General features: G+C 30.7%; 20 protein-coding genes and 1 other RNA gene. 16 read left to right on the forward strand and 5 right to left on the reverse strand.

The features are described 5' to 3' along the window. Positions 1-94: 94 nt before the first annotated feature. Positions 95-1,786 (reverse strand): M23 family metallopeptidase, encoded by a 1,692-nt coding sequence (locus HSX10_RS13220; protein ID WP_173588706.1) that lies wholly within the window; start codon positions 1,784-1,786, stop codon positions 95-97. Positions 1,787-2,125: 339 nt separating this feature from the next. Here HSX10_RS13220 and HSX10_RS13225 point away from each other — a divergent pair, with 339 nt between their 5' ends. From HSX10_RS13225 to rny, 4 genes are all read left to right on the forward strand, one after another. Next, the gene (locus HSX10_RS13225) at positions 2,126-2,416 is read left to right on the forward strand and encodes a hypothetical protein (RefSeq protein WP_173588707.1); all 291 of its coding nucleotides are present in this window, start codon (positions 2,126-2,128) and stop codon (positions 2,414-2,416) included. 20 nt (positions 2,417-2,436) lie between these two features. Then, complete coding sequence (locus tag HSX10_RS13230) at positions 2,437-2,724, forward strand: cell division protein ZapA (RefSeq protein WP_173588708.1); 288 nt, start codon at positions 2,437-2,439, stop codon at positions 2,722-2,724. Positions 2,725-2,783: 59 nt separating this feature from the next. Next, positions 2,784-2,913: non-coding RNA, 6S RNA (ssrS, locus tag HSX10_RS13235), on the forward strand. A 55-nt stretch (positions 2,914-2,968) separates the two neighbouring features. Then, on the forward strand, positions 2,969-4,546 hold the full coding sequence (gene rny, locus HSX10_RS13240) for a ribonuclease Y (RefSeq protein WP_173588709.1): 1,578 nt from the start codon (positions 2,969-2,971) through the stop codon (positions 4,544-4,546). A gap of 48 nt (positions 4,547-4,594) precedes the next feature. Here the strand turns inward: rny and HSX10_RS13245 are convergent, their stop codons facing one another. After that, entirely contained in the window at positions 4,595-5,761 is a 1,167-nt protein-coding gene (locus HSX10_RS13245) for a sensor histidine kinase (protein WP_173588710.1), read from the reverse strand. 150 nt (positions 5,762-5,911) lie between these two features. Continuing rightward, positions 5,912-6,808 carry a site-specific tyrosine recombinase XerD gene (xerD, locus tag HSX10_RS13250; RefSeq protein ID WP_173588711.1) on the reverse strand — a complete coding sequence of 299 codons (897 nt, stop codon included), beginning with the start codon at positions 6,806-6,808 and terminating at the stop codon, positions 5,912-5,914. Positions 6,809-7,115: 307 nt separating this feature from the next. Between xerD and HSX10_RS13255 the strand changes: the two genes are divergently transcribed. The 4 genes from HSX10_RS13255 to HSX10_RS13270 all read left to right on the forward strand — a co-directional run bounded on the left by HSX10_RS13255 (position 7,116) and on the right by HSX10_RS13270 (position 9,702). Next, the gene (locus HSX10_RS13255; protein WP_173588712.1) at positions 7,116-7,757 is read left to right on the forward strand and encodes a porin family protein; all 642 of its coding nucleotides are present in this window, start codon (positions 7,116-7,118) and stop codon (positions 7,755-7,757) included. Between the two features lie 168 nt (positions 7,758-7,925). Beyond that, positions 7,926-8,345, forward strand: a complete 420-nt coding sequence (aroQ, locus tag HSX10_RS13260; protein WP_173588713.1) for a type II 3-dehydroquinate dehydratase — start codon at positions 7,926-7,928, stop codon at positions 8,343-8,345. A gap of 51 nt (positions 8,346-8,396) precedes the next feature. Further along, the gene (locus HSX10_RS13265) at positions 8,397-8,879 is read left to right on the forward strand and encodes a hypothetical protein (protein ID WP_173588714.1); all 483 of its coding nucleotides are present in this window, start codon (positions 8,397-8,399) and stop codon (positions 8,877-8,879) included. A gap of 181 nt (positions 8,880-9,060) precedes the next feature. Further along, positions 9,061-9,702 (forward strand): porin family protein, encoded by a 642-nt coding sequence (locus tag HSX10_RS13270; RefSeq protein ID WP_173588715.1) that lies wholly within the window; start codon positions 9,061-9,063, stop codon positions 9,700-9,702. A 122-nt stretch (positions 9,703-9,824) separates the two neighbouring features. On the opposite strand, the gene lpdA is transcribed toward HSX10_RS13270, so the two are convergent. Continuing rightward, on the reverse strand, positions 9,825-11,201 hold the full coding sequence (gene lpdA / locus HSX10_RS13275; RefSeq protein ID WP_173588716.1) for a dihydrolipoyl dehydrogenase: 1,377 nt from the start codon (positions 11,199-11,201) through the stop codon (positions 9,825-9,827). A 189-nt stretch (positions 11,202-11,390) separates the two neighbouring features. Then, positions 11,391-11,882 (reverse strand): peptide-methionine (R)-S-oxide reductase MsrB, encoded by a 492-nt coding sequence (gene msrB, locus HSX10_RS13280; protein ID WP_173588717.1) that lies wholly within the window; start codon positions 11,880-11,882, stop codon positions 11,391-11,393. A gap of 141 nt (positions 11,883-12,023) precedes the next feature. Here msrB and HSX10_RS13285 point away from each other — a divergent pair, with 141 nt between their 5' ends. From HSX10_RS13285 to HSX10_RS13320, 8 genes are all read left to right on the forward strand, one after another. Next, positions 12,024-13,427, forward strand: a complete 1,404-nt coding sequence (locus tag HSX10_RS13285; protein ID WP_173588718.1) for a glycogen synthase — start codon at positions 12,024-12,026, stop codon at positions 13,425-13,427. Between the two features lie 8 nt (positions 13,428-13,435). Beyond that, entirely contained in the window at positions 13,436-14,701 is a 1,266-nt protein-coding gene (locus tag HSX10_RS13290; protein ID WP_173588719.1) for a glucose-1-phosphate adenylyltransferase, read from the forward strand. Positions 14,702-14,704: 3 nt separating this feature from the next. Next, positions 14,705-16,615: a 1,4-alpha-glucan branching protein GlgB gene (gene glgB / locus HSX10_RS13295; RefSeq protein WP_173588720.1), complete on the forward strand. Its 1,911-nt coding sequence runs from the start codon at positions 14,705-14,707 to the stop codon at positions 16,613-16,615. Between the two features lie 149 nt (positions 16,616-16,764). Then, the gene (locus tag HSX10_RS13300; RefSeq protein WP_173588721.1) at positions 16,765-17,172 is read left to right on the forward strand and encodes a hypothetical protein; all 408 of its coding nucleotides are present in this window, start codon (positions 16,765-16,767) and stop codon (positions 17,170-17,172) included. Positions 17,173-17,180: 8 nt separating this feature from the next. Then, the gene (locus HSX10_RS13305; RefSeq protein ID WP_173588722.1) at positions 17,181-18,023 is read left to right on the forward strand and encodes a hypothetical protein; all 843 of its coding nucleotides are present in this window, start codon (positions 17,181-17,183) and stop codon (positions 18,021-18,023) included. A gap of 265 nt (positions 18,024-18,288) precedes the next feature. Continuing rightward, the gene (locus HSX10_RS13310) at positions 18,289-20,706 is read left to right on the forward strand and encodes a glycoside hydrolase family 31 protein (protein ID WP_173588723.1); all 2,418 of its coding nucleotides are present in this window, start codon (positions 18,289-18,291) and stop codon (positions 20,704-20,706) included. 69 nt (positions 20,707-20,775) lie between these two features. Beyond that, on the forward strand, positions 20,776-21,600 hold the full coding sequence (locus HSX10_RS13315) for a M48 family metallopeptidase (RefSeq protein ID WP_173588724.1): 825 nt from the start codon (positions 20,776-20,778) through the stop codon (positions 21,598-21,600). A gap of 136 nt (positions 21,601-21,736) precedes the next feature. Then, a complete protein-coding gene (locus tag HSX10_RS13320) occupies positions 21,737-23,119 on the forward strand; it encodes an MFS transporter (RefSeq protein ID WP_173588725.1) in 1,383 nt (460 codons plus the stop codon). Positions 23,120-23,129: the final 10 nt, after the last annotated feature.

Consider the following 23,129-nt stretch of genomic DNA (forward strand, 5'->3'; position numbering starts at 1 on the left):
TAGTTAGGTTGAATAGCGGTTTAGAATATAGATTAACAATCATAATGATTCTATAATTTAGCGTTTAAAATGTAACAGTCTAAGGTCTAAATTTCTACTTTCTAAAAAATGTTGCTTCAAATGTAGAACTATTTCCAACATTATCAGTGACAATTATTTTTAATTCGTTCTTAGTATCTTTAACGATATTATCACTAAAATCGTGTATAAGCGTATTTTTTTTATAATCATATTCCATTAAAATCCACTTTCCATTTACTGTAGCTCTGTATTTACTAATTCCGGTTAACTCATCATCAATTTTAAGTTTGAGATAACGGTAGTTGCTAATCCATTTTTTATCTGTAAAATTTGTAGGTTTTATGGTTGGTGGTACAGTATCCATTGCTAAAGCATAAGTGCCTAAAGCTTTAGTTTTTGCTGTTAAAATATTGCCTTTGCGTGAGGTTAAAGCATAATATGGTTTTTTATAAGACCCATAAAATCGAGCAATATAAAGCTTGTCTTGATGTTCTTTTTTATAATTACTTAAGTCGTAATTAATGTAGAAATTCTTTTGCATTGCAACATTATCATCTCCTAAAAAGAGCGTGTCAGAGCTTACCTTAAAATCTACATAGGTATCATCATACAATGTGTTTTCATAAAAGTTGACAGTATAATTACCTGAAGTTAATGTCGACATTTTATTGCTATAAACCAGTGATTGTTTAGAGCGATCTATGGTGGTAGAATCTTTTTTTATAGTTTCAAATTCTCCATCTACAGGGATTACAACCCAGGATTCATTTCCGTTATAATCTCTAATTCTCATCTTATAAACTGAAGCTGTACTGTCTTCAATTTTAACGTAGCCCTTATCGTAAGCGTCTTTATAAATACTTAGAGGATTATTTTTTTCAATAAAAAGTTTCTGAATTTTAGAGCGTTTACGAACGTAGTATTCATAATCGACAAAACGTTTAATATGTTTACTTTCATCGAAGCTAATACGTTTAAAATCTATTTCTAAACTTTTATTTCCATTAAAAAAAGTTTGAATATTACTTACACCGTTATTATTCGGTGCTAAATCTTGTTTGTCGTTAGAGGTAACACCAAATCCAATATTTCCGTAAGCTTTAATCTTTTCAACAGCATAATCACCTGTTTTCTGTGGAATTAAGCGTAAGGACACTCTTTCATTTTTTCCATTAATAATTGCGTTTTCGTCTTTAGGATAGGCAAATACCGCAGTGACGTAGGGTGCTGTAGAATCTTCTACTTCTATACCAAAGAGTAATGGATTCATTGTACGTTCTAAGTTGTCTCTAATTTCGAAATGTAAGTGAGGACCTCCAGAACCACCCGTATTTCCTGAATATGCAATAACTTCATCAGGCTCTATTAAAAGTTCTTCAGAATGAGGAAAAACTTCAACTTCATAACTCTCTTTATCATATTGACATTGTTTAATATAATCTTCTAATCGTTTAGAAAATTTTTGAAGATGCCCATAAACAGTTGTATAGCCATTAGGATGTGTAATGTAGATGGCTTTTCCGTAGCCAAAATGAGAGATTTTAATTCTACTTATGTAACCTAGTGCCGCCGCATAGACTTTTAAACCTTCTCGTTGTTGTGTTTTAATATCTAATCCAGCATGAAAATGTGTAGAACGTAATTCGCCAAAAGTACCTGAAAGTACAATAGGAATATCTAAAGGAGCGCGAAAATAATCTTGAGGATATTCCGATTGTCCATATAATGAACTAGTTAATAAAAAGAGGATTAAAAATTGTTTCATAGGATTAGCTCTGACAGCGAAAATATTACTTTGTTTACATTTTGCAAACACTAAAACGGTATAATTTTAGCATTTTATAAATTATATTGAACCTCTAATAATACCAAATAAAAATTAAAAATACGAATATTGTTTTTTCTATTTAGTTGTTTTTTATAAGCGTATACATTTATAACTATTAGTATCCTTGTATATTATAGAAGGATATAAGTTAAATAAAATCCAATTTTATTATTATAGAATTTTAAACTTATCTGCTTTAATAAAAAATAATTGTAAAACAATTGTGATTGTTGATTAGGTATGTTAACTTTGTTTCGATAGTATTGAATTACTTTAATGAGTAAAATAGAAGACATTGTTGATGCATTAGAACATAAAATCAGTAAGATTTTAGATAAGCAAGCGATTTTAAAACAGACTAATGAGAAACTCGAAAGTCAATTAAAAGCGCAACAGCAAAAACTTTTAGAACAACAAGAAGAGATTTCTGCTTGGGTAGAAAAACATGACACACTCAAAATTGCAAATTCAATGCTTGGTAGTGACGAAAATAAACGAGAAACAAAACTCAAAATAAATGCACTGATTAGAGATATTGACCATTGTATTGGTCAACTCTCTGAATAAAGTTGTAAATTTAAATTATAATGCCTGAACAATTAAAAATTAAACTTTCTATAGCTAATAGAGTTTATCCGTTAACGATAAACCCTGGGCAAGAAGAAGGTTTACGCAAAGCTTCAAAAAATATTGAGGCGATGATTGGGCAATTTGAGCAGAATTACTCTGTAAGAGATAAGCAAGATGTTTTGGCGATGTGTGCCTTACAATTTGCTTCTCAAGTAGAGCAAAAGTCTATAGATAAAGAGTATGTAAATGAAGAAGTACAGGAAAAGTTAGAAGCTTTAAATGAACTTTTAAATCAACATCTTTAACTCGTACGTTCTTTAAAATAAAATAAGGTTACTGCCTACATTAGTTACATTTTTGATAAACTCAACGATCAATTCTTTAAAAAGGGTGAGTTTAAGTTGTAAAATCGTGCTGTTAGTACTGAACTCGTTTCGGTATCTTAGACAGATTTTTGATCAGCTTGTTAGCCCTAAACTTGTTTTAAGGAGTTTATACAAAACCAAAACTGATGTAGGCTTTTTTATACACTAAAACTAAATAAGAAAGATGGATAATTACGCAATAATATTTATTGTTGGAGGAATAATAGGAGGAATAATAATAGGGTTCTTTATAGCTAAAGCTTTAGAAAAAAGTAAAGCTTCAAAATTAATTGCTAATGCAGAAATTGAGTCTAAATCAATTTTGAAAGAAGCTAAATCAGAAGGAGAATCAATAAAAAAAGAAAAAATATTACAAGCTAAAGAGAAATTTATTGAGTTAAAATCAGAGCACGAAAAGGTGATTTTTTCTAGAGATAAAAAAATGTCTGAAGCAGAGAAACGCATAAGAGACAAAGAATCTCAGCTTTCTAGTGAATTAAATAAATCTAAAAAATCTAATCAATCTTTAGAAAGTAAGATTAAAGATTACGATTTTAGATTAGAGTTTCTTGATAAGAAACAAGAAGAAATTGATAAATCTCATCAAAATCAAATCAAACAATTAGAAGTGATTTCTTCATTGTCTGCTGAAGAAGCAAAAGCACAATTAGTAGAGTCTTTAAAAGAGGAAGCTAAGACAGATGCCATGGCTTTCATTCAAAATCATGTTGAAGAAGCTAAATTAACAGCACAGCAAGAAGCTAAAAAGATTATTATCAATACCATTCAACGTATTGGTACAGAAGAAGCAGTTGATAACTGTGTGTCTGTATTTAATATTGAATCTGATGACGTTAAAGGTCGTATTATTGGTAGAGAAGGTAGAAACATTAGAGCAATTGAAGCTGCAACAGGTGTAGAGATTATTGTAGATGATACACCAGAAGCAATTATCTTATCTTGTTTCGATTCTGTAAGACGTGAAATTGCACGTTTATCATTACACAAGTTAGTTACGGACGGAAGAATACACCCTGCTAGAATTGAAGAAATTGTAAGAAAGACAGAAAAGCAGATTGAACAAGAAATTATAGAAGTAGGTAAGCGTACGGTTATCGATTTAGGAATTCATGGTTTACATCCTGAATTAATAAAAATGGTAGGTCGTATGAAATATCGTTCTTCTTACGGACAAAACTTGTTACAACACTCGCGTGAAGTTGCTAAGCTTTGTGGTGTTATGGCTGCTGAGTTAGGGTTAAATCCTAAATTAGCTAAACGTGCAGGTTTATTACATGATATAGGTAAAGTACCGTCATCAGAAACAGATGTTGAAACGCCACACGCCATTTTAGGTATGCAATGGGCTGAGAAACATGGAGAGAAACCAGAAGTATGTAATGCTATTGGGGCTCACCACGACGAGATTGAGATGACAACATTACTAGCGCCAATAATTCAGGTTTGTGATGCTATTTCAGGAGCAAGACCAGGAGCAAGACGTCAAGTATTAGATTCTTATATACAACGTCTTAAAGATTTAGAAGATGTAGCCTTTGGATTTACAGGAGTAAAGAAAGCTTATGCTATACAAGCAGGTAGAGAATTACGTGTTATTGTAGAAAGTGAAAAAGTTACAGATGAAAAGGCAGCTAGTTTATCGTTTGAGATTTCTCAGAAAATACAAACAGATATGACATATCCAGGACAAGTAAAAGTAACAGTGATTAGAGAAACTAGAGCTGTTAATATTGCGAAGTAAATAGTATTTTAATATAAAGTAAAAAGCACTCTAAATTAGAGTGCTTTTTTATTTTTTAAGCGTTATGGAGAAAGAAGTACCATGATTTAAAGTGCTTTCTACTTGTATTTCTCCGTGTATGGCTTCAACTTGTGTTTTTGTAATATATAAACCAACACCTCTAGAGTCTGCTCTTTTAGTACCGTGAAACGTCTTGTACATTTCAAAAATGTGATTTTTATATTTATCCATATCAATACCAATACCATTATCTGAAATTAAAATTTTAATGGTATTGTTTATGTGTATGGCTTCAATAATTATTTGACTATCCTTTTTAGGGTCAGAATATTTTATACCATTAGAAATTAAATTATAAAATATACTTTCTAAATAAGGTTTGTTTGTAAAAAGAGTATCTCCTTTTTTTATCGCATTATGTACGGTGATTTCTTTGTTCTCTATATCTATTTTTAGGCTTTCTATTATTTTATTAGTAAAATCATAAAGATTAATGTGCTCATTAAGATCTTGAGAGTCACTCTTAGATTTTATACTTACAATATCATCTAGATCGACAATAGTAGTGGTTAAAGACTTTGAAATAGTTTGTAGATGTCCTATTAATTCTTCTTTTTCATTTTCAGACTCAGCTTCATCATAAAACTCTAAAATATTTTTAAAATTACCAATATGAGTTTTTAAGTTGTGAGAAACAATATGTGTAAAACTATAAAGTCTTTTATTTTGACAAGTAATTAATTGAAGATTCTTTTCTAAAAGTTCTTCGCTAACTTTAGAACTTGTAATATCTGTATGTGTACCAATTATACATGTAGATTTATTGTTTTTGTCTTTTTCTACAACCTTAGCTTTATCTAATATCCACTTGTAACTCCCATCTTTACAGCGAATTCGGTATTCGTTTTCATAGAAATCAATATAACCTTCTAAAAACCTATTAAAATCTTTAAAATATTCATCTTTATCGTCTGCGTGTACTTTATCATCCCAGAACTTTGAGGTGTTTTTTATATCGCTTTCAGAATAACCAATGATTTGTATAGATTCTTTAGAGTAGAATACTTTATTTGTGTTTATATTCCATTCCCATAGTCCTATATTAGATAGCTCTATTGCAATTTTATACTTTTTGTCTTTATGAGAATTTGAAGAATACTTATTATTATAAAGATTATGGATCTGTTTTATTAGGTTGAGATTGGGGAATTTCATGGTCTTTTTCTTTATTATTTAGAGCATAATATTTTGATTTTGTCACATGTGTGCTGACAATTAAACCTTTATCTCATAAAAATAGTTCATAATTCTAAGTATAACTTATTTTTTATTGATTATTTAATATAAAACAATCAACTTAACACTTTATTTTCTAGGATGAAATTTATTTAAAACCTCACTTAAATGAGAACGATCTACATGCATATAAATTTCTGTAGTTGTTATACTCTCATGACCAAGCATCATTTGTATCGCTCTAAGATCAGCTCCATTTTCTAATAAATGGGTTGCAAATGAATGTCTAAAAGTGTGAGGCGATACGGTTTTATTTAAGCCTGTTTCTTTTACAAGTGTTTTAATAATGGTAAAAATCATAGCCCTTGTAAGTTGTTTTCCTCTTCTATTTAAAAATAAAACATCTCTATATTCCTCAATAACTGGTTCATGAGGCCGAATTTCTTTTACATAAATGCTAATAAATTTTTTAGTTAAATCACTTATGGGTACAAAGCGTTGTTTGTCTCCTTTACCGGTCACTTTTATAAAACCTTCATCAAAAAATAAATCTGAAAGTTTAAGGTTTGTCAATTCACTAACTCTTAATCCACAACTATATAAGGTTTCTATAATGGCTCGGTTACGTTCGCCTTGGGGAGTGCTTAAGTCTATACTAGAAATTAAAGTATCTATTTCTTTTACAGATAATGTATCGGGTAATTTTCTTCCTATTCTAGGGGTTTCTATTAAGTCTAATGGATTTGAGGTTCTATAATTTTCAAAAATAAGATAATCGAAAAAATTACGAAGTCCAGAAATTAAGCGCGCTTGAGACCTAGGATTGATATCTTTTGAAACAGAATAAATAAATTCCTTAACAACATTTGTATCTATTGTGATAGGAGATTCTTTTATATCATGACTTTCAAGATATGAAATCAATTTTTTAATGTCATAGCTGTAATTTTCAATAGAGTTTTTAGATAAACCACGTTCAATTTGTAAATAATGTTTGTAGTCTATGATTGCTTGTTCCCATTTCATAGTTAAAAATAACAATTTGTAGTTTATTAAATTTTATAATAGCTACATTTTTTTTCAAAATTAAAATCCTTTAGTCTATTCATTTAATAAAAAAATAAACTTAATATAAGGTCTATTATTTTTTTTTGTCTATTGAAAAAAGTAGATTTTCATTAATTATTTACAAATCAATTAGTTAGTGTTTTTTTTAGATTAACGAGCTAGAATCATCGATAAAATGCGTTAAAATTTAACATTTTAAGGTTTTTTTTACAATTTTCAAAGGCTATTTTTGACCATCAATTTAATCAAAAATAAATTTAAAATTATGAAAAAATTATTATTTACAGCTGCAGTTGCAGTTCTTGGATTTTCAAACGTAAATGCACAAGAAGTTACTTTTGGTGCTAAAGCAGGTGTTAACTTTGCTACATTTGTTGGTGATGTTGAAGATACTGATGGTTTAACATCTTTTCATGTTGGTGGTGTCGCTGAAATTTCTTTTTCTGAGAAATTTTCTGTACAGCCAGAATTATTATATTCTATGCAAGGTGCTAGTAATGAGTATTCTGAATCTTTTTCTGGATATGCTTATGCTTCAGAGTATGAAGTAAACTTATCTTACATTAGTGTTCCTGTTATGGCTAAATATTATGTAGCTGAAGGTTTTAGTATTGAAGCAGGACCTCAAATAGGTTTCTTAGTTTCTGCTAAAGCTGATTCTGATTATACAGAATCTTTTGACGGAGAAGTAAGTTACACTGAATCAGAAGATGGTGTAGATGTTAAAGATGATTTTAACTCAATTGATTTTGGATTAAACTTTGGTGCTGGTTACAAAATGGATAATGGTTTAAACTTCGCTGTTCGTTATAACTTAGGTTTAGCAAATATAGCTAAAGATGCTGATGATGACTATAGTGTTCAAAACAATGTATTTCAAGTATCAGTAGGATATTTCTTTAACTAAAAGAAATAATTACATAATAAATTAAAACCGAAGCAATCAGCTTCGGTTTTTTTATGCGTATATTTTAATATCTTTACTTTATGAAGCTCACATGTTAAAAGTTCCGCTTCAAATTATATGTTTTATAACAAAAAAAACATATTACAATTAAATATATATAATATACAGATGAAAAAGCTAATCATTATAAATGGACCAAACCTTAACTTGTTAGGTAAAAGAGAAACTAATATTTATGGAAGTATGACTTTTACGGAGTTTTTTGATTCTGTAGTTAAAAAATATCCCAATATAGACTTAGCATATTTTCAATCTAATATAGAAGGAGAGCTTATTGATAAAATTCAAGAAGTAGGTTTTACTTATGATGGTATTATTTTAAATGCAGCTGCCTATACGCATACATCTATAGGTGTCGGAGATGCTGTTAAAGGAGTGACAACACCTGTTGTAGAAGTTCATATTTCTAATACGTTCTCTAGAGAAGAATTTAGACACCAATCTTACATATCACCTAATGCAAAAGGAGTCATTTTAGGTTTTGGTTTGCAAAGCTATGAATTGGCTATTGAGAGCTTTTTAAGCTGATTTTAATCTTTTGGTGTATGTGATTTATTAAGAATATTTAAATTTTTATATATGAAGCGCTTTATTTTTACAGTCTTAATTTTAATAACCCTAGGTTGTTTTAATGGTTTGAAAGCGCAATCAGAATTTGGAATTAAAGGAGGGGTTAATTTAACTTTTTTTAATGTTGAAGAAGGTTCTTTTGGATCTAACCAAGAAGTAGAACTCGGATATTATGCAGGCTGCTTTGTTGATTTTGAAATTGAAAATGGTTTTAATTTACAAACCGAATTACTTTTTATAGGTCTTGGAGATTTTAAGTTTTTAAATGCTCCTATTTATCTCAAATATAATTTTGATGAGGATTTTAATATTCTTGTTGGTCCTAGTATAAATTATTTTCTTAATTTTTTTTATACGAAATTAAAAGTTAGAGCAGATTTAGCTTTTGCGTATAATTTAACTTCAAAATTAGATCTTCATATGAAATACACCATCGGTTTTGAAGAAATTTCACCCAACGTATTGTTTTTAGGATTAGGATATAAATTATAAATTCTTGTCTTTTTTTACAAATGAGTTAACCTTTTTCTTCATAGAGTTTAACCTATTGTAATTGATTTTCGATTGTTTTTTGACTAAAAAACGAAAGTTGTTAAACTGCTGTTAAGCCTTGTTTTATTGGTGTTTAGCTCTTTAGTTTTGTGGTATTAACCAAAATAAATCAATAATAATTATGAGAAATTTAATTGTATTTGCAACCGTATTTATATTCACATTATCATCTAGTTATTCGTATTCGCAATCAGATTCTAAAGCTGTGCAATTAGGAGCAAAGGGAGGTGTTAACTTCTCTAAAATTACAGGAGATGATTTTGAAGATGTAGATTCAAGAACAAGTTTTAATGCAGGATTAGTTGCTGAAATTCCATTATCGGAAAGAATTTCATTTCAGCCAGAAGTGTTTTACTCAGGTCAAGGTTTCAATGTTGTACAAGCCGAAGATCGATTTTTTAATACCAGTGAAGATATAGAATATCAGTTAGACTATATTCAGGTTCCTTTGTTGCTTAAAGTTTATTTAATTAAAGGTTTAAGTGTAGAAGCAGGACCACAATTTGGATTTAAGATTCATGAAGAATTTGATTCTGAACCTAACTCTGATGGTGGTGATTTTGAAATCAATGAAGACGATTCTTATGTGAAGGATTTTGATACAAGTTTAGCATTTGGAACATCTTATAAGTTTGATGGAGGTTTTTTTGTTAGTGCCCGTTATACTATGGGATTATCAAGTGTTTTTAAAGACGATACGCTTTTCGAAAATGTAGATGGTAAAAATGAAGTTTTACAATTAGGTCTTGGATTTATGTTTTAAACGATATCCAATTCATTTAATTACATAAAAAAAGTTCCAGAATTATATTCTGGAACTTTTTTATTTTTCTAGCTTCTAGCTTCTAGCTTCTAGCTTCTAGCTTCTAGCTTCTAGCTTCTAGCTTATAGGTGAATTACTTCATCATAAGCAGCAGCAACAGCTTCCATTACCGCTTCACTCATAGTAGGGTGAGGGTGAACTGTTTTTAATACTTCGTGTCCTGTTGTTTCTAATTTACGACCTAAAACAGCTTCAGCAATCATATCTGTAACACCAGCACCAATCATATGGCATCCTAACCATTCGCCATATTTAGCATCAAAAATTACTTTTACAAAACCTTCTTTGTTACCACCTGCACTCGCTTTTCCTGATGCAGAGAAAGGGAATTTACCAATCTTAACATCTAAGCCTTGTTCTTTAGCTTGTGCTTCAGTTATACCAACACTAGCAATCTCTGGTGAACAATAAGTACAACCAGGAATATTTCCGTAGTCTAAAGCTTCAACATGTTGTCCTGCAATTTTTTCTACACAAAGAATCCCTTCAGCAGAAGCAACGTGTGCTAAAGCTTGACCAGGTGTTACATCTCCAATAGCGTAATAACCTGGCATATTTGTTTGGTAGAAATCGTTAACTAAGATTTTATCTCTATCAACAGCGATACCAACATCTTCTAAACCGATGTTTTCAATATTAGATTTAATACCAACAGCAGATAATACAATATCAGCTTCTAGTACTTCTTCTCCTTTTTTAGTTTTTATAGTTGCTTTAACACCAGATCCAGAAGTATCAACCGAAGTTACTTCTGCAGAAGTCATAATGTTAATTCCTGCTTTTTTAAAGCTACGCTCTAATTGTTTAGAAACGTCATCATCTTCAACAGGTACAATTTTATCTAAATACTCAACAATAGTTACTTCAGTTCCTATTGAATTGTAGAAATATGCAAATTCAACACCAATAGCTCCAGAACCAACAACAATCATTTTCTTAGGTTGTTTTTCTAAAGTCATGGCTTGTCTGTAACCAATTACTTTTTTACCATCTTGTGGTAAGCTAGGAAGTTCACGAGAGCGTGCACCTGTAGCTATAATAATATGGTCAGCAGAATATTCTTTTCCGTCAACTTCAACTTTTTTCCCTGGTTTAAGAGTTCCATAACCTTCAATAACGTCTATTTTATTCTTTTTCATTAAGAATTTAACACCGCCACTCATACCTTCAGCAACTCCACGACTACGCTTTACAATAGCATCAAAATCATGTTCTGCATCTTTAACTTTTAATCCGTAATCTCCAGCATGCTTTAAATATTCAAATACTTGAGCAGATTTTAAAAGGGCTTTTGTAGGAATACAACCCCAATTTAAACACACACCACCAAGACTTTCTTTTTCTACAATTGCAGTTTTAAATCCTAATTGTGATGCTCTAATTGCTGTTACGTAGCCACCAGGACCACTTCCTAATACTATAATATCGTATTTACTCATGGGTAAGTTTTATTTATTGAATTATTGAATTTTTGTTATTACAAAAATAAGAAATTCAAAAACATAACCCCACAATCTATAGGGTTTAAATTATACTAATTTAAGATAAATTGATATTTAGAATCCTTTTAATTAAAAAGGATAGAAACATCGTTATAAGAGCTTCAGAGAAAGCTTTTTTATGTCTAATTACTCCTTGTCTTCTACAAAGGTTAGTGCATCACCATTAATACAGTGGCGCTTTCCTGTCGTTTCTTTTGGTCCATCATTAAAAACGTGTCCTAAATGTCCGCCACAATTAGCACAATGTTCTTCATCTCTAGTATATCCAATTTTGGTATCTGTACCAAAAGCAACATTACCTTCTATAACGCGATCAAAACTTGGCCAACCAGAACCAGATTCAAATTTATGTTCGCTTTTAAATAAAGGGACATTACAAGCAGCACAATGATAAACACCTTTTTTGTGGTTATTATTAAAAGGACTTGAGTAAGGGCGTTCAGTACCGGCTTCTCTTAATATAAAATATTGCTCCTTGGTCAGTTGAGCTTTCCATTCAGCTTCTGTTTTGGTAACATTAAAAGTTACTTTTTCGTTTTCTTTTTGATTGCTTTTCTGAGCAGAACTATTGCAACTAAAAAATAATGTAATTAAGGCAATTATGAAGTATTTTTTCATTTTATAAGTTTATTTATACAGTTTGCTATTTAAGTCGTAATAGTCTTTTGATAATTACGATAGTCTCTTAATTTATTTACTAAAAGCTTGACTTTTTATGAAAAAAAAATGTTAAATTTATAGACAAAATTGTTTGTGTAAATGAAGATATTCCATTTAAGTGCAGAATGTTATCCTATTGCTAAAATTGGAGGTTTAGCAGATGTTGTAGGGGCTTTGCCTAAGTACCAAAATGAAGTTGGTGAAGACAGTGCTGTAATAATGCCATTTTATAATAATAACTTTACAAAGGCTCATAAATTTATAACTGTTTTTAATGATGAAATTGATCTGGGGAATGTAAAGTATCCTTACAGTATCTTAAAAATAGCAGATGATAGTTTAGATTTTGATGTGTTTTTTGTGCATGTAGAGGATTTACTCTATAAAGACTATGTGTATTCCGAAAACGATATCGATAGATTCTTAGCGTTTCAAATTGCGGCATTAGATTGGATTTTAACTTTAGAAAATAAACCAGATATTCTTCATTGTCACGATCACCATACAGGGTTAATTCCTTTTATGGCTCAAGAATCCTTTAAATATCAGTCATTAAATAAAATTCCTGTTATTACAACAATCCATAATGCACAATACCAAGGTTGGATGTCTTATGAATACTTATATAAAATTCCAGAATTCAATATGAAAAATATAGGATTATTAGATTGGGATAATAGTATAAATCCACTAGCGGCAGCTATAAAATGTGCTTGGAGAGTAACTACAGTTTCTCCAAGTTATATGGAAGAATTGAAAAAAAATGCTAACGGATTAGAGCATTTGTTAGCGAATGAAAGTGCTAAGTCTTTAGGGATTTTAAACGGAATTGATACAGATGTTTGGAATACTGAAACCGATGCTTTTATTATAGATAATTATAATCAAGCCTCAGTAGCTTCAGGTAAGCATGGAAATAAAAGATGGCTTTGCGATACCTTTAATTTAGATGAAAGTAAACCTTTAGTAGCATTTATAGGTCGTTTGGTAGGAGAAAAAGGAGCGGAGTTATTACCTGAAGTATTTCGAAGCATATTGCAAGATAAGGAAGCAAATATTTTACTTCTTGGTTCTGGTCTTAAAGACACAGAAGAGCAGCTTAATGCTCTTAAAAATGAATACAAAGGAAATTACAATGTTTACATTGGTTATGACGAAAAACTGTCTCATATTATTTATGCTGGTGCAGATTTTTTAATTATGCCATCTCGCGTAGAACCTTGTGGACTAAATCAAATGTATTGCTTGAGATATGGAACAGTTCCTGTAGTGAGAAGTATTGGCGGACTTAAAGATACCGTTGTAGATATAAATAATAATGGTTTCGGAATATGTCATAACGAAGTTACAATTACCGATATTAATAATGCGATTAATCGCGCATTAGATTTTTATAAGAATAAAACCCAATTTAACTCCAATAGAAAATTCATCATGAGTTTAGATCACTCATGGAAAGCCTCAGCTAATGCCTACATAAACTTATACAACTCAATAAACTAATAAACAATATGATTAACAACAGAGTATTATCAATTATCTTAGGAGGAGGTCAGGGATCTCGGCTTTACCCATTAACTGAAAAAAGATCTAAACCAGCAGTACCAATTGCGGGTAAATACAGGTTGGTAGATATTCCTATTTCTAATTGTATTAACTCAGGGATGAAACGTATGTATGTCTTAACGCAGTTTAATTCTGCCTCTCTAAATAGGCATATTAAAAACACATATAACTTTAGTTTTTTTAGTTCGGCATTTGTAGATGTACTTGCAGCTGAGCAAACGATAAAAAGTGATAAGTGGTTTCAAGGTACAGCAGATGCTGTTAGACAAAGCATGGATCATTTTTTACAACATGATTTTGAGTATGCTCTAATACTTTCTGGTGATCAACTGTATCAAATGGATTACAATGATATTATTGAAAAACATATTGAAAGTAATGCTGATATTTCTGTAGCAACTTATCCTGTAAATGCAAAAGATGCAACTTCTTTTGGAATTTTAAAATCTAATGAAGACAATTTAATTACTTCATTTATAGAAAAACCTTCTTCAGATTTATTAGTCGATTGGAAATCTGATGTTGGAGAAGAAATGAAAAGTCAAGGTCGTGAATACTTAGGTTCTATGGGGATTTATGTGTTTAATAGAGAGTTGCTTATTGAGCTTATGGCAGATGAAAGTACTGTGGATTTTGGTAAAGAAATCATTCCACAATCTATAGAAAAATATAAAACAGTAAGTTATCCGTTTGAAGGATACTGGACAGATATCGGAAATATAGATTCGTTTTTTGAAGCTAATATTGGTTTAACAGATGCCATGCCTCAGTTTAATCTCTATGACTCTAAACAACGTGTTTATACTAATGCTCGTATACTTCCTACATCTAAAATATCAGGAACAAGTTTAGATAGAGCTGTTATTGCAGAAGGTTGTATTATAGGTGCAGCTAAAATTGAAAAATCAGTAATTGGTATTCGCTCGCGTATTGGTCAAGATTCTACCATAATTAATACGTATATGATGGGGAATGATGATTATGAATCTTTAGCTGGAATTAATAAAAATCATACCGAAATTTTAATAGGAATAGGGGAGCGTTGTTATATTAAAAATACAATTATAGATAAAAATGTGCGTATTGGTGATGATGTAAGAATTAATGGTGGAGCACATCTTGAAGATACAGAAACAGATACTTATGTCATAAAAGAAGGTATTGTAGTCATTAAAAAAGGAGTTGTTATTCCTAAAGGTTTTGTACTTTAATTTATGGGAAAAGTAATCGCACACAGTCGTTTTACAGATTTTGATATCAACCTTTTTAAATCCGGTAAACATTATCGTTTATATGAGAATTTTGGATCACATTTAACAACTGTAGATGGCGTAGAAGGCACTTATTTTGCTGTTTGGGCACCTAGTGCTAATCAGGTTTCTGTGGTAGGAGATTTCAATTTTTGGAAGGATGGAGAATACCTTTTAAACGTCCGCTGGGATTCTAGTGGAATTTGGGAAGGTTTTATTCCTAATGTCAATAAAGGAAGTATCTATAAATACAAAATCCATAGCAATAATAATGGTATTGTTACCGAAAAAGCAGATCCTTATGCAAGACGCTGCGAATATAATCCTAGCACAGGATCTATTGTTTGGGAAGATGATTATAAATGGAAAGATAAAACATGGTTAAAAAAGAGAACTAAGCATAACGCTTTAGATGCACCATATTCTGTATATGAAGTTCATTTAGGCTCTTGGAAAAAGCAAATTGAAGAGAATCGATTTCTCTCTTATGTAGAATTGGCAGATGAATTGGTCAACTATGTAAAAGAAATGAATTTTACACATGTAGAATTAATGCCTATTATGGAGTTTCCATACGATCCATCTTGGGGCTATCAAGTTACAGGGTATTTTGCACCAACTTCTCGATTTGGTTATCCTGAAGAATTTAAACTTTTAGTCGATAAATTACATCAAAACGATATCGGAATTATTTTAGATTGGGTACCTTCTCATTTTCCAGAAGATGCTCATGGTCTAGGATTCTTTGATGGTTCTGCACTTTACGAACATCCAGATAAAAGAAAAGGCTATCACCAGGATTGGAAAAGTTTAATATTTAATTACGGACGTAATGAGGTAAAGTCTTTTCTTATCAGTAATGCTTTATTTTGGTTAGATCAATACCATGCCGATGGCTTAAGAGTCGATGCTGTTGCCTCTATGCTGTTTTTAGATTACAGTAGAGAAGATGGCGAATGGGAACCAAATATATATGGTGGAAACGAAAATTTAGAAGCCATGTCATTTTTAAGAGAAATGAATGAAGCTGTCTATGCTTCTTTTCCAGATGTACAAACTATAGCAGAAGAATCTACCGCATTTCCTATGGTATCTAAACCAACGTTTATGGGAGGTTTAGGTTTTGGAATGAAATGGATGATGGGCTGGATGCACGATACGCTTCAGTATTTTGCAAAAGAACCGATTTACAGAGAATATCATCAAAATGATTTAACATTCTCTATGACGTATGCGTTTACAGAGAATTTTATGTTGCCGTTAAGTCATGATGAAGTGGTTTATGGTAAAAAATCTATTTTAGGAAGAATGCCAGGAGATGAGTGGCAACGCTTTGGAAACTTGAGACTTTTATACAGTTATATGTTTACACATCCAGGAACTAATTTATTGTTTCAAGGCTCAGAATTTGGACAAAGTAACGAATGGGATTTTCAAAATAGTCTCGATTGGCACTTATTAGAATTTAGTCCTCATCAGGGGGTACAACAATTAATAAAAGATTTAAATACATTATACAAGAAACAACCTGCATTATATGAAAAGCAATTTTCAATAGACGGCTTTGAGTGGATTGATTATGGCGATTCTAAAAATTCAGTTTTCACTTATATAAGAAAAGGAAATGATAAAGCAGAAGATTTAATTATAGCTTGTAATATGACGCCAAATCCTAAAGAAAACTATAAATTAGGAGTACCAAGAAAAGGTAAGTTGAAAGAAGTTTTTAATAGCGATCTTGAGAAATACTTTGGTACAGGTCAGTATAAAAATAAATTAAAAACAACAAAAGCTATTTCTTGGAATTATAGAGATCAATCTATAGAGATAACTATTCCTCCTTTAGGAATGGTGGTATTTAAGTATTCTAAATAATAAAACCATAGCCCTGTTAGTTTCTCAATCTAAGAGGGTTTTACTGTAATAAATAAAAAGGCTTTTAAGGTTTCCTAATCTTAAAGGTCTTATTATTTTAGCCAGTAGAGCATCTAAATAATGTTAATATTGTAGTTTAATCATAATTTATGACTGAAAAAACAAAAGAGTATATTTTAAAATATAGCATTCCAAGCCTTGCTGTTTTGGTTATTGCTATTCACTTCTTTTTTGTTAATACTCAAAATCTAAATGCATGGAAAGGTGGAGGATACGGTATGTATACAGGTATTCATTATCAATACAATCAAATATATATACCAGGAATGTCTGTAGATTCTTTAATTAGTAAGAAAGGTGAAATGAAAAGCATATTTGATCGCTTAAAATTAATGCCTAATAAAACGAACCTAAAAAAAGCAGCAATATTAGTTTTAAAAACAAGAGATAAAGATAGTGTTCATATACAGATATGGAAGCCCGCTATTAGCAGGGTAGATAACACATATACAAGAGTTTTAATAGATGAAATTTACTTAAAAAACTCTGAATTGTGAAATATTGGATGACGATAGAAGAAAGGCTAAAAAACAACATTGCGTTGGCATTACAGTTGTTGCTATTACTTGTTGGTGTTTATATTATAATCATGGCCGAAGAATTCCGTATTTGGAAAATTCCTTTGCTTATTATTGGTTTATTAAGTTGGTTTTTTTTCGGTAATAAAACCAAATATCCTATTATTTGGATTATGCTTTTTATGATCCTTATTGTTGATTTATGTAATTTGTATTTTGGTGTTGCTAATCACCATTTTATGCTTTTATACATGGTACTTTCGGTATTGCTTTACTTTTACCATAAACGTACTGAAATTTTACAAAAAAATATCCAAATGCTATTAGTTGTAGTAGTAATAACCTCTGTTGTTCAGAAATTGATGTCAAGTCAGTTTATTAATGGAGATTTTTATTACGATATGATGAATAAAGGAGGTTTATTCCGCGTTTTTTTTAGATTTTTTCCTGAAAAATTCGAGTTGATAAAAAGTAATTATCAAAGTTTTTTAGACTTAAATAATACAAATCCAAATTTATATAAAAAAATAGAATTGAAGACTATTATTCCACATCAAGCTAGTGTTAGTTTGGTATTTGCTTGGGTAACTATTTTTGTTGAATTTTTGGTAGCTTTATTTATACTTGTTAAACCTAAAAATACTTGGACTCACTTACTTTTTGCTATGATGATTTTAGGTGTATTATGTACAAGATTAGAAACAGGTTTTATGGCGTTATTGTCAATTTGTGGACTGCTTTTATGCCATAACTTAAAATTGAGATTATTATATGTGTTAATGGTAGTTGGTTGTATTACATTAGTAGTTACAAAATTTGGATTTCATTAAAAGGAATAAATAATTCCCTTTTTTCTGGAAATTAAAAAATAGAAAGTATAACAATTAAGTTTTTGTAAGTATCTATTTATACCTTTTTTAGGTATAAATTATTGATTGCGTATTTGTTATTAATAATATAATTATTGATTTTTTATCAATAATTAATTCGAAAACGTTATAGTTGATAATAATATTTAATAACCAAACAGAACCTTTTTTAATGTTGGTTTTTTTCCGTTTTTTTGTTAGTAATTTTTGCTTAAAAAATTGACTTATGATTATAAATACAGAATTAGAAAATAAAGGAAACCTATTTCCTTCAAAAATCATAGACTTTAAAAAAGACGTTGATAAGTTATACTTCACTGCAAATAATGATGTTATTTTAGAATTAACTGTTGTAAGAGATAGTTTGCTAAGATTTAGGTATACAACAGTCGGTAATTTTAATAATGACTTTTCATATGCTATCACTAAATATGCAAGTATTGGTTATAATAAACTAGAAATTGAAGAGAAAGAAACGTGCTATGTCGTTACAACATCAAAATTAAGGTGCGAAATTTCTAAAGACGATATGCGTACTTCTATTTACGATGCTGTTGATGGTGTTTTAATAAGTCAAGATGAAAGTGGATTCCATTGGGAAGAAAGTTACGAGCATGGAGGGAATGTTGTAAAAATGAGTAAAGTCTCTAATGATGGAGAAAGTTATTACGGGCTAGGAGATAAGCCAAATCATCTTAATTTAAAAGGAAAGCGTTATAGCAATTGGGTTTCAGATTCTTATGCCTTCGGAAAAGATACAGATCCTATTTATAAGGCCATTCCTTTTTACACAGGTTTGCACAAAGGAAAAGCTTACGGAATATTTTTTGATAATACTTTTGAATCGTCTTTCGATTTTGCACACGAACGTAGAAATGTAACAAGCTTTTGGGCACAAGGAGGGGAGATGAATTATTACTTTTTCTATGGACCTAAAATGAATGACGTCGTAGAAAGTTATACTGATTTAACCGGAAAACCACATCATTTACCACCACTTTGGGCATTAGGATTTCACCAATGTAAATGGAGTTATTACCCTGAAAGTAAAGTAAAAGAAATTACATCAACCTTTAGAAAACTTAAAATTCCTTGTGATGCTATTTATTTAGACATCGATTATATGGAAGGTTTTAGATGTTTCACTTGGAACAAAGAATATTTCCCGGATCCAAAACGAATGGTTAAAGAATTATTAGATGATGGATTTAAAACCGTTGCTATTATTGATCCAGGAATTAAAATAGACAAAGAGTATTCTGTTTTTAATGAAGCTTTAGAGAAAGATTATTTCTGTAAACGTGCCGATGGCGATTATATGAAAGGTAAAGTATGGCCAGGAGAATGTTATTTTCCTGATTTTACAAATCCTGAAGTTAGAGATTGGTGGTCAGGGCTGTTTCAAGAATTAATTGAAGATATAGGAGTTAAAGGGGTTTGGAATGATATGAATGAGCCAGCCGTAATGGAAGTTCCTAATAAAACATTCCCTAATGATGTACGTCACGATTACGACGGAAACCCTTGTAGCCATAGAAAAGCTCATAATATTTATGGGATGCAGATGGCCAGAGCAACGTATCAAGGTTTAAAAAAATACTCATTTCCAAAACGTCCATTCGTTATTACGCGTTCTGCCTATTCTGGTACACAACGTTATACTTCAACATGGACAGGAGATAACGTAGCAACTTGGGAGCATCTATGGATTGCAAATATCCAAGCACAACGTATGGCAATGTCTGGTTTCTCATTTGCAGGTAGTGATATTGGAGGGTTTGCAGAACAACCACAAGGAGAATTATTTACAAGATGGATTCAATTAGGTATTTTTCATCCCTTTTTTAGAGTACATTCTTCTGGTGATCATGGTGATCAAGAACCTTGGGCTTTTGATGAAGATGTTACAGATATTGTAAGAAAGTTTATTGAAATTAGATATCAATTATTACCTTATTTATATACTGCATTTTGGAATTATGTAGATCACGGAACACCGTTATTAAAGTCTTTAGTTTTATACGATCAAGAAGACGTGCAAACACATTATAGAACTGACGAATTTATTTTTGGAGAACAAATTTTAGCTTGTCCTATTTTAGAGCCTAATGCTAAAGGACGTAGAATGTATATTCCTAAAGGACAATGGTATGATTTCTGGACAGACAATGTTGTAAAAGGAGGAAAAGAAATGTGGGTTGATGCAGATATAGATAGTATGCCTATTTATATTAAAGCAGGAGCTATAATTCCAAAATATCCTATTCAACAATACGTTGGAGAGAAAGAAATTACAGAAATTACCCTAAATGTTTATTATAAAAAAGGGAAAGAAGAAAGTGAACTTTTTAGTGATGCAAATGATGGGTTCGATTATACTAAAGGGCGTTACAGCTTAAGAAACTTTAATCTAACAGGGAAATCAAATGAATTAATTATTAATCAATATAAGGAAGGCAAATTTGTGACACCTTATGAGACGTTTAAAATTCAACTTCATGGGTTACCTTTTGATATTTATGAAGTATATTTAGATAATGAAAAAGTAGATTATAAGAGTCAAAAAATTGACAATATTGAATATATTATAGTCGACAAGAATTTTTCTCAGTTACATATTAAAGGATTAAAGGTAAAATCATAGTGACTTATTGCCTAATTTTGTGTCCTAATAGTATCGTTGAAAATAATAATATTTACAAAAGAATTAAATATGAAGCTAAATAAAATAATATTGAGTTTTGTGATAGTCATTGTGGCAGTTTCATGCGCTACAAACCCTTTTACAGGGAAAAAAACAATGGCATTTGTTGGTAATGATGAATTGTTTCCATCAGCTTTTGCACAATACAGCCAGGTTCTTACAGAAAATAAAGTTATTACAGGAACATCAGATGCAGAGATGATTACTCGAGTAGGACAAAGAATCGCAGTTGCAGCCGAGCGTTATTTAACAGCGAATGGTTTTGAAGGGTATTTAGAAGATTATAAATGGGAATATTCACTTATAGAATCAGATGAAGTTAATGCTTGGTGTATGCCAGGAGGAAAAATAGCTTTTTACACAGGGATTTTACCTATTGCAGCTAATGAAACAGGTGTTGCAGCAATTATGGGGCATGAAGTTGCCCACGCACTTGCTAATCATGGACAACAGAGAATGAGTGCTGCTTATATTCAACAAGGTATATCTCTTGCTGGTAATGTGGCTTTGGCAGATGATAAAAACTTAGGTATTTATAACCAAGCTTTTGGTATCGCTTCTAATGTTGGAGGTATGTTACCTTTTAGTAGAAGTAATGAGACAGAAGCAGATAAAATAGGAGTTTATCTTATGGCTATTGCAGGTTATAACCCAGATGAAGCAGCAGAACTTTGGGTGCGTATGAAAGCAAATAGTGGCGACTCTTCTACTCCAGAATTTTTGAGTACACACCCTAGTAATGATTCTAGAATAGAAAATTTAAAAGCTTTAGCTCCAAAAGCAAAAGAAGAGGCTGCTAAATTTGGTGTAACATCATTTAGAGCTATAAATTAAAATTTTAATAATATTTGATTACTTTCGAAGCTGCTCAATTTGAGTGGCTTTTTTTTTTTGATTTTTTTTGATGAAGTGATGTAAACTCAGTATAAAGTTTCACTTTATCAAGTAAACAATTAACGATATAATTCTTATGGATCAACTTCAAAAAGGGAGTAAAAAACTTCTTAATGCTTGGGCTTTTTACGATTGGGCAAATTCGGTTTATACCTTAACAATTGCTTCTTCCATATTCCCAATATTTTACTCGGCTTTATTTGTTTCACAAGTAGAGAAGAATGTTTCTGCTTTTGGAATGGTTTTTAAAAGTACTGCACTAATTACTTACGTTACAGCATTTACGTTTTTAATTGTCGCTATTTTTTCTCCAATTCTTTCCGGTATTGCCGATTATGTGGGGAATAAAAAGACTTTCATGAAATTCTTTTGCTATGTCGGTGCACTTGGTTGTATAGGTTTATATTGGTTTAGTTTAGATAGTATTCATATCAGTCTGTTGTTTTATTTTATGGGATTAATAGGCTATTGGGGAAGTTTAGTTTTTTACAATTCATATTTGCCAGATATTGCTTTTCCAGAACAACAAGATAGCATTAGTGCAAAAGGTTTTAGCATGGGATACTTGGGGAGTGTTTTACTTCTGGTACTAAATTTAGCTATGGTAATGTTTCCTAACTTTTTTGGTTTTGATATTAGTATTTCTAAAACGTTATTAGAAACAGGAACAGAAAAAGAAATTGCAGAAGCTTTAAAAGAAGCTAAAAATAGTGCTTCATTTGAAGCCATGCGTATTTCTTTTATAACCGTTGGTTTATGGTGGATTATTTTTAGTCAATATACATTTTACATTTTACCAAAAGGAATTTCTAAAGGTGGTAAAGTAACTAAAGATGTTGTTTTTAATGGTCTTAAAGAATTAAGACAAGTTTGGTTACAGTTGAAGCAGAATCTACGACTTAAACGTTATTTAGTCGCCTTTTTTGTGTTTAGTATGGCTGTACAAACTATTATGTTAGTTGCAGTTTACTTTGGAGAAGAAGAGATTGCTTGGGGTGGTGCTGATGCTAAAACATTTGGACTAATATCAAGTATTTTAATTATACAAGTTGTTGCTATTTTAGGTGCATTTTTAACATCTAGAGCATCTGCTAAATTTGGAAACATAAAAACATTGATTGTTATTAATTTCTTTTGGATGGGCTTATGTTTTTACGCTTATTTTATGGTGACCGCAATGCAGTTTTATTTTGCAGCTTCACTTGTTGGTTTAGTAATGGGAGGTGTGCAATCTTTAGCAAGATCTACATATTCTAAATTCTTACCTGAAACAGAAGATACAACCTCATATTTTAGTTTTTATGATGTTGCAGAAAAAATAGGAATTGTTATAGGAATGGTCTTATTTGCAACAATAGATCAATTAACAGGAAGCATGAGAAATGCAATTTTGTTTTTGGTTGTCTTCTTTATTGCAGGAATTCTTTTGCTTTTTAGAGTACCAAAAGAAGCTAACTAGTTTCTTTTGT

This window comes from Winogradskyella undariae, from assembly GCF_013285155.1.
GTDB classification, from domain to species: domain Bacteria; phylum Bacteroidota; class Bacteroidia; order Flavobacteriales; family Flavobacteriaceae; genus Winogradskyella; species Winogradskyella undariae.